General features: G+C 52.1%; 11 protein-coding genes. 4 read left to right on the top strand and 7 right to left on the bottom strand.

The features are described 5' to 3' along the window. Positions 1–17: 17 nt before the first annotated feature. A complete protein-coding gene (locus AR688_RS06955) occupies positions 18–497 on the bottom strand; it encodes a DUF2231 domain-containing protein (protein WP_068230917.1) in 480 nt (159 codons plus the stop codon). A gap of 78 nt (positions 498–575) precedes the next feature. On the opposite strand from AR688_RS06955, the gene coxB reads away from it, so the two are divergent. From coxB to AR688_RS06975, 4 genes are read left to right on the top strand one after another with little or no spacing between them, the layout of a single operon-like run. Next, positions 576–1,226, top strand: a complete 651-nt coding sequence (coxB, locus tag AR688_RS06960) for a cytochrome c oxidase subunit II (RefSeq protein ID WP_231731998.1) — start codon at positions 576–578, stop codon at positions 1,224–1,226. Beyond that, a complete protein-coding gene (gene ctaD / locus AR688_RS06965) occupies positions 1,219–3,741 on the top strand; it encodes a cytochrome c oxidase subunit I (RefSeq protein WP_068230920.1) in 2,523 nt (840 codons plus the stop codon). Before coxB ends, ctaD begins: the two co-directional genes overlap by 8 nt. After that, positions 3,738–4,100 (top strand): hypothetical protein, encoded by a 363-nt coding sequence (locus AR688_RS06970; protein WP_068230923.1) that lies wholly within the window; start codon positions 3,738–3,740, stop codon positions 4,098–4,100. The genes ctaD and AR688_RS06970 overlap by 4 nt, the downstream gene beginning before the upstream one ends. Further along, positions 4,091–4,918: a cytochrome c oxidase assembly protein gene (locus AR688_RS06975; protein ID WP_068230926.1), complete on the top strand. Its 828-nt coding sequence runs from the start codon at positions 4,091–4,093 to the stop codon at positions 4,916–4,918. Before AR688_RS06970 ends, AR688_RS06975 begins: the two co-directional genes overlap by 10 nt. 2 nt (positions 4,919–4,920) lie before the next feature. On the opposite strand, the gene AR688_RS06980 is transcribed toward AR688_RS06975, so the two are convergent. The 6 genes from AR688_RS06980 to AR688_RS07005 form a co-directional block, all read right to left on the bottom strand. Continuing rightward, positions 4,921–5,802 carry a transglutaminase family protein gene (locus tag AR688_RS06980; protein ID WP_068230929.1) on the bottom strand — a complete coding sequence of 294 codons (882 nt, stop codon included), beginning with the start codon at positions 5,800–5,802 and terminating at the stop codon, positions 4,921–4,923. After that, positions 5,802–8,282, bottom strand: a complete 2,481-nt coding sequence (locus AR688_RS06985; RefSeq protein ID WP_068230932.1) for a circularly permuted type 2 ATP-grasp protein — start codon at positions 8,280–8,282, stop codon at positions 5,802–5,804. Before AR688_RS06985 ends, AR688_RS06980 begins: the two co-directional genes overlap by 1 nt. 20 nt (positions 8,283–8,302) lie before the next feature. Beyond that, a complete protein-coding gene (locus AR688_RS06990; protein WP_068230935.1) occupies positions 8,303–9,271 on the bottom strand; it encodes an alpha-E domain-containing protein in 969 nt (322 codons plus the stop codon). Between the two features lie 3 nt (positions 9,272–9,274). Then, positions 9,275–10,732, bottom strand: coding sequence for a circularly permuted type 2 ATP-grasp protein (locus AR688_RS06995; protein ID WP_068230938.1), 1,458 nt, complete (start codon positions 10,730–10,732; stop codon positions 9,275–9,277). A 188-nt stretch (positions 10,733–10,920) separates the two neighbouring features. Next, the gene (locus AR688_RS07000) at positions 10,921–11,823 is read right to left on the bottom strand and encodes a sugar phosphate isomerase/epimerase family protein (protein ID WP_068230940.1); all 903 of its coding nucleotides are present in this window, start codon (positions 11,821–11,823) and stop codon (positions 10,921–10,923) included. Between the two features lie 24 nt (positions 11,824–11,847). After that, entirely contained in the window at positions 11,848–12,861 is a 1,014-nt protein-coding gene (locus tag AR688_RS07005; RefSeq protein WP_068230944.1) for a LacI family DNA-binding transcriptional regulator, read from the bottom strand. Positions 12,862–13,231 lie beyond the last annotated feature (370 nt).

Below are 13,231 nucleotides of genomic sequence, written 5' to 3' on the forward strand. Positions count from 1 at the left end.
CATATCAACCTGCAGGCTCAGGGGTTAGCGTCTTGCTGCAACATGTCGTCGATATTGACACCAACGGCGTATTCATACACCAATCTGCCACCGAGATAGCCGGTTACGGTGATCAGCAAACCACTGAGTACCGACAAATAAAGTCCCTGTGGCATAATTACGCTGGCCGGGTCCGGCAAACGCAACAGCCAGTTCAGCGTTGCCAGCGACAGCAACATCACTGCCAGTATGGCATGGCACCAGGCGGTGATCAGTCGTCTGATCTGGCTTACCAGCAGCATATCCATCAAGCCGGCCAAACCGGCAATCCAGCCACCAATAGCGCCAACCCCAGCCAACCACAGGCTTGCTCTGGCCCAGAACAGATCGCCGCTGTACAAAAAGGCCAGATCTGTGGCAATCAGCCCGATCAGGGCCGCCACCGGAAAGTGAATAAGACCGGGGTGCAGAGGGTGGCCAAATATCATAATCTGGCTGGTAATGGGCTGCATCGACATAATACATCTCGGCTGAAGTTAAAGATTAATAAACAAAAACGGCACCAACCCAGTCTAGCAGCTGTTGGTACAACTGGCTTGTTATTAAGCCTGACAGGCTGTTCTGGCCCCTTTTCCAGCCTGGATCCTAAAGGCCCGGCGGCTGCTGAAGTGGCGCTGTTATGGTGGGGGATGTTCGGTGTTGCCACGCTGATATTGCTGCTGGTGGCGGCACTGTGGTTTTACGCGATAAAGCGCCGCAGCGATGATAGCCCGACCATTCGGCCAAATGCCTGGTTGTGCTGGGGCGGGCTGGCCTTGCCGCTGCTCAGTATTGCCGTACTGCTGCTTATCGGTATTCCGGTTGGCCAGCGTATGTTGCCATTGCCCGACGCTAACGCGCTAAAGATTGAAGTAACAGGTCATCAGTGGTACTGGCAGGTGCATTATCCCGGCCATGCTATTGAACTGACTGATGAGCTGCATATTCCGGTTAATACACCGGTGTACCTGCAGCTGACCAGTGCCGATGTGATCCATTCTTTTTGGGTGCCCAGGCTGGGGGTAAAGCTGGATATGCTGCCGGGGCGCACTAATGTGTTACGGCTGCAAGCCTCTGAGGCCGGCATTTACCGCGGCCAGTGCGCTGAATACTGTGGTTTGGGCCATGCCCATATGCAGTTTAGCGTTATTGCACACGAGCAAGCGACATTTGCCATCTGGTTAAAGGAGCATAGCGCTGATGACTGATATGAAAAAAGCGACAGCGTCAGCGGCCGATATTAATAAGCTGGCGCAGATCTGGGCTAACTTACCTGGTTGGGGCAGCCTGGCGGCGGTAAACCACAGCACTATTGGCTTGCGCTTTATGGTTACCGGCATGGTGTTCTTTCTGATCGGCGGTGTGCTGGCGATGTTGATCCGCACGCAGTTAGCGTTACCGGAACAAAGCATCCTTAGTGCTGATGTTTACGGCCAGCTGTTTAGCATGCATGGCAGTGTAATGATGTTTTTGTTTGCTATACCGGTACTGGAAGGTTTAGCCATATATCTGATCCCGAAGATGACCGGCAGCCGTGACTTACTGTTCCCGCGTCTCAGCGCGCTGGGTTACTACTGCTATCTGTTTGGCGGCATTATTATTATGTTCAGCCTGGTGCTGGGCATTGCGCCGGCTTCCGGCTGGTTTATGTATACGCCACTTAGCAGTAGCGAATTTTCGCCTGGGCCGGGCTCAGATTTCTGGTTACTGGGTATTACTTTTGTCGAAATTTCTGCCATGGCAGCCGGTATTGAACTGACAGTGTCTATTTTATGCAGCCGGGCCAAAGGCATGACACTAAGCCGGATGCCGTTGTTTTGCTGGTATATTCTGGTGATGGCGCTGATGATCGTATTTGGTTTTCCGCCGCTTATTCTTGCCAGTATTCTGCTTGAGCTGGAGCGTGCTGCCGGTATGCCGTTCTTTACTGTGGCGGCAGGGGGCGATCCGCTGTTGTGGCAGCACTTGTTCTGGTTGTTTGGCCACCCTGAGGTGTACATCATTTTTCTGCCGGCGGCCGGTATTGTCTCAACCCTGATCCCGGTATTCAGCGGCCGACCGATTGTCGGTTATCGCTGGGTGGTAATCGGCATTATTTTAACCGGCTTTATCAGTTTTGGCCTTTGGGTACACCATATGTTCACGGTGGGTATTCCGCAGCTGGCGCAGGCATTTTTTTCCGTTGCCAGTATGTTGGTGGCGGTGCCTACTGCTATTCAGGTATTTGCCTGGCTGGCAACGCTGTGGTACGGCAAGGTAGTGTTTCGTTTGCCGATGCTGTGGATCTGTGGTTTTCTGCTGATTTTTGTTTGTGGCGGCCTGACCGGCGTTATGCTGGCACTGGTACCATTTAACTGGCAGGTACATGACACGCACTTTGTGGTGGCGCATATGCACTATGTGTTGGTGGGCGGCATGTTTTTCCCGTTGATTGCCGGCTTGTATTATTGGCTGCCATTGGTGTCTGGCCGTATGCCGTCTGAGAAGATTGGCCGCTGGGGATTTTGGCTGACATTCACCGGTTTTAACCTAACCTTTTTGCTGATGCATCTGACCGGCCTGCTGGGTATGCCGCGACGGGTTTATACCTATGAAGCTGGGCTGGGCTGGGACTGGCTTAATCTGCTGTCGTCGGTCGGCAGCTTTATTATGGCAATTGGCGTGGCGATGGTGCTGCTGGATTTACTGCTGCATTTTTGGTTTGGCAAGCGCGCCAGTGCTAACCCCTGGCATGCTGATACGCTGGAATGGGCGCTGGATATGCCACCGGCACAGTATAATTTTGCCTCGTTGCCGGTAGTCACCAGCCGTCAGCCACTGTGGCACGACCCGACATTACCGCAACGTATTGCCGCCGGAGAAGGTGGTATGGCAGACGCCGCCAGCGGCCGCCGGGAAAACTGGGGCACGTCGGCCGTAAGCGCCCGCGTAGTGCAAACACTGCATCTGCCCGGCAACTCGTGGTGGCCGCTGTACAGTGCCCTGGCGCTGGCAATGGTTTGTATCAGCTTGCTATGCCGCTGGTATCCGCTGGCATTGCTTGCTGCTGCCGGCGCATTGGTATTGCTGCTGTGCTGGAGCTGGGACAACGGTGCCAATCTACAACCCACAGCATCGCCTGGCGATGCTGAGCTGGCTTTGCCATTAGAGAGCCAAAGCACAGACGGGCCCGGCCGCTGGGGCATGGTAGTAACCTTACTGGCAAATGGCGCACTGTTTATGGCATTGCTGTTTGGCTGGTTTTACCTGTGGACAGCGGCACCGCAATGGTCGGCGCCTGCGGATGGGCCACTGCCGGTAACACTATTGCTGCTGTGTGGTGCCCTGGCAAGTGTTGCGGTATGGCAGTTTAACCGGTTGAGTGTGCAACTGGCTGATGGCCAAGACAGCCATTTACACAGGCAGTTATGGCTTTGTGTTTTAACCGGCAGCGCGCATTTTATATTGTTACTGAGCTTATTTATTATGGCGCCCCTGGCCTATACCAGCAGCGCACATGATGCAGTGATTATGGTTATTTTACTGTATTTGCTCGGCCATGCCGGCCTGGCTGTAATATTAACAATGTTACAGGCGCTAAGGGTGGCGCGGGGTTATGTTAGTAAGCAACGGCCTTACGAGCCTCAGGTGGTAAAACCCTTCTGGTTTTATTATCTGAGTGTTTACTGGCTTAGCATTGGGCTGTTTTTTATTTTACCGCTTGGCTGGGGGCCGCTGTTATGAGCTGGCGGCGCTGGTGTAAACCGGGCCACCCGGCCCAGTTGGTGCTGGGGCTTAATCTCTGGGGGATCTGGTTTATTGCTATGTATGCCGGGTTATCGGTAGTGTGTCAGTTTGTAGCACCTGCGCCGCAAGATGGCGCTGCCAACTGGCTGAATTATGCACTTTTCGGCTTAACATTGATTGTTATAACACTGTTATTGCTGCTGGCAGGGCGGGGCTGGCGCTATTGCCAGAGCGTGCAGCAAGACAGCCGCCCGCAACGTTTTATTGCTTACGTTAGCACCGTTTTATATTTAATGGCTGCACTGGCGACACTGGCCGGTGCATTACCTGTGCTGGTATTACCGCCATGTATTTAAGCCTGCGCTTACATAGCTGGCGTTTAGTGTGGCTGTTGGCGCTTAGCAGCCTTAGCCTGCCGTTACAGGCGCACAGTGTGCTACAAAGTGACGGCGAATCATTCTGGGCTGCGCTGATTGCGATACTGCTGTTAGCAGTATTTTGGCTGCTATATCTGCTTGGCAGTGTAAAGCGCCGGCCAGCGCTGTGGCAGGCATTGTTGTTTCATCTTGGCTGTATCTTGTGTGCTTTTGCCGTGACCGGGCCGCTGGATGACTGGGCAGAAATCAGCGCCAGCGCCCATATGGTGCAACATATGCTGTTTATGGTGGTAATAGCACCGCTATGGGCACTAAGCCAGCCGTTAGCTCAGTTTGCTGCTATCACCGGCAGTTGGGGCCGGCTAGTCTGGCAACCTTTGCTAAAGCTGAGCCATTATCCGCTTAGCCTGGCTTATTTGCATGCTGCCGTTGTCTGGTTTTGGCATACACCACACTTTTATGTGCTGGCGCTGGAACAGCCGTGGTGGCATCTGGTTGAGCATATTTGCTTTATGTTCACCGCGGCAATGTTGTGGTGGGCGGTGTTGCAGTGCAACGAGCGTAACCGCTCCTGGGCGTTGCTGGCGCTGTTGTTTACGCTGATGCATACCGGCTTTCTCGGTGCGATTCTGACCTTTGCCGACAGCTTACTGTATTACCCGACACATCAGCTCAGCGATCAGCAATTGGCCGGTTTGCTGATGTGGGTACCCGGCGCACTGCCTTATATACTGGCTGCGGCCTGGCTGGGTTATCGCTGGCTGCGCAGTGTGGCGGCAAATAATGATGCCGGCTGATATTAGTCAGCCAGCGGTACCACATCTACCGCTACGCTAAGCTGATGCTCGCCGTTGCCGTGTAGTATGCCTTTTAGCGGCACTACATCGGCGTAATCGCGGCCCCAGGCCAGTGTCAGGTGCTGCTCGTCGGCCAGAATATTATTGGTCGGGTCAAAGTCTATCCAGCCCAGCGTGGGCTCAAACACGGCAAACCAGGCGTGCGAGGCATCGGCGCCAACCAGACGCGGTTGGCCCTCTGGTGGCCGGGTTTCCAGATAGCCACTAACGTAACGCGCCGGTATACCGACACAGCGCAGGCAGCTGATCGCCAGTTGGGCAAAATCCTGACATACGCCTCTTTTATGCGCTAACACTTCAGATAAAGGCGTGACTACGGTACTGAATTCCGGATCGTACTGAAATTCGGTAAATATAAGCTGGTTTAATGCCTGTGCCAACTGCAGTATATTCTGCCCGGGTTGCATTAATGGCGTTATTAACGCTTTAGCAGCGGGCAGCAGCGGGATCATCCGGCTGGCATGCTGACACAATAAGGCGTCTAAGGTTGTTGCATCGGTATGCTGGCGTAAATGGGCAAATAGCCCGTTGCTGTCGGTAGCATCACGTATTTTTAAAATATTATGCCGAGGCACAACCTGCAGTGTGCTGCGGGACGTGACACTGAGTAGTTTATGTGGCGGCTGTACATGAATAAAGTGCTGGGTATTACCAAAGCTGTCGGTGCGTTGCTGTATTGACGAAGGCGCGGGGGTTACGCTTAAGCTGCTGTGTTCTACCTGCTGGTAAGGCAACTGGCGCGGGGTTAACCAGGCCAGGTTATAGCTGTTTGCCACTGTCTGGGCGTAACGATATTCGGTTTGGTGAATAAGCTGATATTTCATTAAAAACTCTGCCACTGGCTGCTTAAATCAGCATGATTAAAGTATGACAAGGTTACGCTGTCGGACAGCTGGCGCAGCGTTTGTTGCAATTGGTGCAACAGCAAATTCAGGCCGGGCAGTGCATGCTGCTGAGCGTCAAACAGCTGTTGCAGGTCAATTTGCTGTAGCAACGCGACCAGTTCCATAGCCAGGCGCTGCTCGCGGCTCAGGCTTACGCTGGCGTCATTATGTAACGCTGGCAGTTTTTCGGTCTGGCGTAGTAAGCGGGCACACTGATAGCTAACTGAACGTGGCGTGCTGTCGTCCAGTAGCAGCAAATCCATAATCGCCAACGGGTGCAATTCGGTGTGATAGCGCCGCCGGTAAGTCATTAATGTATCGGCCAGGCGCAGCAGGGCTTCCATCAGAGCATCGGTTGGCGGGGTATTGGCAAACACCGCCTGCAGCAGGCTGCAGCTTTGCTGGGCACGTTCTAAATGCTGGCCAAGATCCATAAAACGTAGCGTTTGGGTGCGGCTCATGGTTTCGTTGTTCAGGCCGTAAATGGCAGTTTGCAACAGTACTATTTCATCCAGGGTGCGTAATAAGGCTGCTGGTTGCTGCCACTGCGGCCGAGCTGGCCACTGGTAGATAGCGCTTTGCAGTTTATCCAGCACATACCAGGTGTCTTCACCGAAATATTCGCGTACCGACTGGGCGTTATACAGCAGGTTTTTCAGTATTGCCACCACGCCGGTGGCATTATCGGCACTGAAGAGTTTGTCCAGCGCCGGTTGCAAGCCTGGTAACGATTGTTCTGCGCCGTCATCCATGCTGCTGTTGGCGCGCAAGCAAAAACTCAACAGACAGCGTGCATCCTGCTGGCCGGTGTCGCTGGTATCGCTATTATTGAGCAGTGTCAACGCGGCCCGTAGTGCGCGGCAAATCAGGTTAAGCCGCTCGTTATAACGGCCAAGCCAGAATAAATGGTCGGCCACCCGGCTGGGTAACAAACCGGATTGGCGCGACAGCGTCACCTGATGTTTAGCGCTTTGCAGTAAGCTGACTGCCTGAGCTTTATTAGCTAGTACCCAAACGTCTTTGGCGGTAAAGCCGGCGCTAAAACCTGCCCGGTCAGAACGTTGCAGCGTTTGGCTATTTGTACTTACCCGGCCCAGAGCGCCCGGCATAACCGCGACGTCGGCCTGGCCGCCGTCGCGATCAGTCAGCAGGCTGAAAATACGCAGCACACCGGCCTGCGGTTGTAATTCGCCTTTTTTATCGCAACAGGGCAACTGGCTTAGCGGCAGCAGTTGGCGGGCAATATAGGCCGTGGGTTGCTGTGCTACCTGTTGCCATAACGCTGTTAGCTCAGCAGGGGCCAGGTCGGCCAGTTGCCATTGCTGGGCGCTTAACAGATGCTGCAGGCAATAGTCGTGGCGGGCTGTTTGTACTTGTGTTAGCTGAGCGGCGTTACCGCACCACAGTGCCGGTACGGTGGGCAATAGCAAGGGCTGTTGCAGCAAAAATTCGCAGCAGCGGGATAAAAACGGCAACAGCGCACCCGAGTCGAGCAGGGCACTGCCGGGTGGGTTAACACATAACAACTGGTTTTGCCGGATGCTTTGCAGTAAGCCTGCACTGCCACTGCTGCCGGGTTCCAGCTCCAGCGGATCACAGCTGCTGTCTGGCAGATAGCGCAGCAAACTTTGCAGGGGCTGCAGGCCGCTAAGGGTTTTTAACCACAGCTTGCTGTCTTTAAACATCAGATCAGCACCGTGCACCAGCGCAATATCAAGGTAGTTGGCTAAAAAGGCATGCTCAAAATAGGCTGCGTCACGCTTATTGTGGGTCATTAAGCCTGCCAGTTTGTGTTCATTGTCGCTTTGGCAGCCTTGTTGCAACAACTGTTGCAACTGGCGGAAAAACCCCGCCAGCTGGCTTTTTTTAACGCTGGAGTTCAGCTCCGTTGTGGTGTTGTTAAACGCCAGTCGGTGCTCCAGCACATAACCTAAACCGGCCGGCAACTGGGTGTTGTCACTGTAGGCACAAAACTGGCCATCGCTGTTGCGGCCAATATCAGTGGCCAGCATAGGCAGCCAGGATGCGGTATCAATTAAATTGGCGCAGGGTAGCAGGTAGTCTTTATTTAAAAAAATTACTTCTGGCGGAATAACCTGTTGCTGTAATAACTGCTGCGGGCCGTATAAATCGTGCAGAATTGCATTTAACAACTGATGGCGCTGGGCAATGCCGGCTTCAAGTTGCTGCCACTGGGCTTCACTAATCAGCCAGGGCATTAAATCCAGCTGACGTTGTTGCTGGTGCCAGGGATCAAAGGTTGTGCCGTTTTCCCGCAACTGGTGCTGCAATTCGCTATACAGCTGTTGCAGGCGCTGTGCCGGTTGACGCTGCCACCAATACAGTAACTGGCGCCATTGCGGCAAATCCTGCCAGTTTTGCTGTTCGTGGATAGGCTGTGGCATAACGCTCACTGACATACTGCTCCTGTGCGGGTTAATCAGGCAGAAAGCTGGGCTCTGCTAAGATTTTCTGCCGGTGTGGCAATCACTTTGTGCAGGTTAATAATACCGGCCTGAATATGATCAATCAGCTGGTGCAACTGCTCTGTCGACAACTCGGTCAGCGGCTCTGTTTTAAGCAGAGCCTGTAACTGATGCACTTGTTGCAAGATGCTGATGCTGTGCGGTAAGCCTTTAGCCGACGCGGCAACACGGTTTAAACAATAGGCGATAGAGCGCGGAAAATCCGCATACGTCAGCAGGTAATCAATGGCATCGACGTCACCGCTTTGGTGCGCCAGATAATAATGGTACGACTCTATACCGCCAAGGGCATTAAGAATAGAGGTCCAGCGAAACTTAGGCCGCTTAATCTGTGTAGGCTGCAGCTGTTGTAGCACCATCACATCCATAATACGGGTAGTCATATCGGCGCGCTCTAAATGGCGGCCAATATTAAATAAGTCAAAGGCATCGCTGCGCAGCATTACGCCATCCAGCACACCTACTACCATCTGGCAGCGGCGGCTGACTTCAGTCATCAGGTTATAGCGCTGTTGCCGCCCGCCCGGTTGCTGGCAGTGCTGCTGTAAAAATATGTCCAGTTTATTCAGCTCTTCCCACATATCACGCGGAATAAGCTGGCGGATAGAACGGGCGTTGTATTTAAGCTGGCTGCAGGTGTGCCGTATGGATACCGTACTGGCACTGTTACTGATCAAATGTGCCATAACAGCATATTCTATACTAGCTTGCTCGGGCGTGGCATCTGGCGGTAACTGATAGTTTGCCAGTGCGGTTTTGCTGTCCAGCCCCATCACATCCAGCAATACCGGCCAGCTGAACTGGGTATCTTTATGGCTGTCAATTAACAGGTGGCTGGTGGCATTAACCAGCCGGGCGGTGTCGTCTAACCGTTCCAGATAGCGGCCAAGCCAGAAAATATTATCTACAGATTTCAGTAGCATAGTTTATACCTCATCGTTGATAATCCAGGTGTCTTTACTGCCGCCACCTTGTGACGAATTTACCACCAGTGAGCCGCGCTTCAGTGCCACCCGGCTTAAACCACCGGTAGTGCAGTACAGCTCTTTTCCCTGCAAAATAAACGGCCGTAAATCCAGATGCCGCGGCTCCAGTGCGCCGTCGCACAGCGTAGGTGCGGTAGACAGGTTCAGTGTAGGCTGGGCTATAAAATTGCGCGGGTTGGCTTTAATGGCCTCGGCCATTTGTTGCTGCTCTGCCAGAGTAGAGCGCGGGCCAATTAAAATGCCGTAACCGCCTGATTCATTAGCCGGTTTTACCACCAGTTTATCCAGGTTGGCCAGCACATAGCTTTTTTGCTTTGGGTCCAGGCATAAAAAGGTTTCAACATTATCAATCAGCGGTTTTTCGCCCAGATAATACTGAATAATCTGTGGTACATAGGCGTAAACCACTTTGTCATCTGCGACACCGGAGCCGGGGGCATTGGCTATAGACACATTGCCTTTGGCCCAGGCTTTAATCAGGCCCGCAATGCCCAGCACCGAGTCGGGCCGAAATGCCTGGGGATCAATAAAAACATCATCCACGCGGCGGTAAATAACATCAACCCGTTGTTTACCGTGTAGTTTCTTTAAGTACACAATGTCATCTTCAACAAATAAATCGGTATTTTCGGCCAGCTCTATACCGGTTTGCTGCGCCAGAAAGCTGTGTTCAAAATAAGCCGAGTTATAAATGCCTGGCGTGAGCAGCACTATGCAGGGCACATCACTGTGGCGGGGGGAGAGTGATGCCAGCATGCGCCACAGCTGGTGTGGGTAATCGTCTACCGGGTAAATGGTTGATTCAGCAAACAACTCCGGAAAGACCCGTTTCATTACGGTGCGGTTTTCCAGCATGTAAGAGACACCGGACGGCACCCGCAGGTTATCTTCCAGTACCAGAAAGCGGCCGTCTTCATCACGAACCAAATCAGTGCCGCAAATATTAGCCCACACGCCAAAACGGGGCGAAATGCCCTGACATGGTGCAAGGTAGTTGCGTGATTGCAGCACCAAATCTGCCGGTACCACACCGTCTTTCAGAATATTTTGTTTGTTGTACAAGTCATCAATAAACAGGTTTAGTGCAGTTAAACGCTGCTTTAACCCGGCGCTGGTAGTTTGCCATTCGGTGCTGGGGATAGTGCGTGGCATCACATCCAGCGGCCAGGCCCGGTCGATATTATTGCCATCGCTGTATAGCGTAAAACACACGCCCATATCGCTAATGGTTTGATTTAACTGATCTTGTCGCTGGCACAGTTCAGTCGCACCATGTTTATCAATAAAGCGGGCAATCGCCGCTGCTACTGGTCTTACACTGCCGTCACTGCTAACCAGTTCATCAAAACAGTTTTCGGTTAACGGATAACCACCGCGGGTAAAGCTTTTTACACTCATCAGCAACTCCTTGCACCGCACAGCAGACAGAATGCTGTTCATAACAGATACAGAGCAAAGGTTGTGCCACTGCATGATCTAGATAAAAAGTGCAGATAAAAAAGCCCCGCCGGTTTGTAACGGCGGGGCTTATAGTATCTTAAGTTGCAGTACCCTGGGGTGCGGATTACGGGCTGCAAAGCAAAGGTTCAGGTCAATAACGAACTTAAACTGCTAAAACCCTGGCGTATGGTTTCAATTTTGTTGTCTGTGTGATCGCGCTCAACATAGGCATGCTTTAAACCCGCCTGGCTGGCTTTGGCAAAAATAGGCTTAAAATCAATAACGCCTTTGCCTACATCTGCAAAATCACCGGCGTTGTCCATATCTTTCACATGCCACAGCGGGAAGCGGCCAGGGTGCTTGGCGATGTAATCCAGCGGGTTCAGCCCGGCTTTGATCACCCAGTATAAATCCAGCTCCATTTGCACTAAGTTGCTGTCGGTTTCATTAAGCAGCACATCGTAAGGCATGGCGCCGGACAATGTAATAAATTCAAACTCATGATTGTGATAGGCCAGCTGCAGGCCCGCCGCTTTTATGCGTTCGCCTGCCTGGTTTAGAAAAACGGCCAGGGCTTTGTATTGATCCAACGTCTGACGTTGTGCTTCATACAGGTAAGGCAAAACCAGGTACTGGTGGCCCATTACCAGAGCTTGTTCAATCACGCCATCCAGATTTTGTTGCAGCGCTTCTAACGGCTGATGGCATGACGGTGCACTCAGGCCTTCACTGTCGATAATATTTTTTAACTGCCTGGCAGTCTGATCAAAATAACCGGCAAATTCTACCTGGGTGTAACCCACACCCGCTACCAGCTTTAACGTATCGGCGACACTTTGCGCCATCAGATCGCGCAGTGTATAAAGCTGCAAACCAGGTACAACTTTAGCGGTTGTGGTGGTTGCGGCTAACGGCAACGACGTTAAACCTAAACCGGCCATACCTAAACCTGCTACACCTAAACTCAGGGCGCCGAGTTGCAAAAATTGTCGCTTTTGCTTGTCCGGCATTTGCGGCTGTTGCCTAAAGGTCGAATTGTCGTCTGCCATCATATGCTCCTGCTCTGGTTTACGTCAGTCTGATACTGCCGGAGCAGGGCCTGTACTGGCGCGCTGAATAAGCTCAAAAGGTAAAATAACTTTAGGCGCTTTAGTTAAACGCCCTTCGAGTAAATCAATAAGTAAATTGACTGCCGTACTGCCAAACTCCTCTGCGGGCTGAGCTATGGTGGTTAGCGGCGGATCGGCAAAAGCGGCAAAAGAAATATCATCAAAACCTGCCACCGAAATATCTTGCGGCAGCTTTAAGCCTTGTTGTTTCACAGCTTGTATGGCGCCTATGGCCATTTCATCGTTTTCACAAAACAGGGCTGTAGGTGGGTTAGCTAATGCCAGTAATTCAGTGGCCGCCTGATGACCCGATTGCAACGTAAAGTCGCCGGGGTACAACAGGCTTTCATCAAAGGCGACGCCGGCGGCGTCTAATGCATCACGATAGCCGGCTACCCTGTCACGGGTGAGCGGGCTGCGGGCAGGGCCTTTGATCATGGCAATACGCTTATGGCCAAGCTCCAGTAAATGTTCTGTCATCGCGCAGGCTGCAGCTCTGTTATCCAGCAACACTGTAGGGCAGGCAATACGGTCGAGCACTTCACAGGCGTTTACCATGGGCAAGACGCTGCCGGTTTTCATTTCCAGCTGAGCAAAAGGGTTATGGGCCCGCAGTTGAATAAGCCCGTCTGCTTGCGAGGTATGTACCATGCGGGCGTAGCTTTGCTCCATGGTTTCATCTGCTAAGGTGTTACACAATAGCAATGAATAACCTTTGTCGTGTGCGGCCTGTTGCATACCGCTGATCACCCGGGCAAAAAACACATTAGCAACGGTAGGCACCAGCACCACCAGATGATGGGTTTTACCTGAGCGAAAGCGTACCGCCATCAGATTAGGTTTGTAACCGACCTGTTTTACTGCAGCCAGCACTTTAGTGCGGGTTTTTAATGATACTAAATCGGGCTGCTGCAAAGCACGGGACACTGTGGCCACCGATACTCCGGCCAATTGTGCTACATCACGAATATTGGACATGGATAATGTTCATCTTATTAATGTATCCCTGATCTTATCTGGATATTTAACTATGTGCACCTATCCCTTTGGGAATGCCTGCCAGGCTATATTGATGTAACCGATATCATTTATAAGGCAATTTGTTATAAAAGTGAAGGCAATACCAGTAAAAAAATAACGGACACTTTTAGTGCTTTTGCTCTTTTTTGGTGGGAGCTTTTCCGGTGTTGCGCAAATAAAGTGCAATATTTGCGGTGAATAGCGGATTTTGTATTGACTAAACAAAATGTAATCCGTTACATTTTGGTCGTGCTTTAATTTTGCATCAGGGGCTGATTCTGACCACAGCCTGCAAAAAAATCAGCCAAGCCGCGTTAAGCAGAGGATA

The organism is Rheinheimera sp. EpRS3 (genome assembly GCF_001513785.1).
Classification (GTDB): Bacteria; Pseudomonadota; Gammaproteobacteria; order Enterobacterales; family Alteromonadaceae; genus Alishewanella.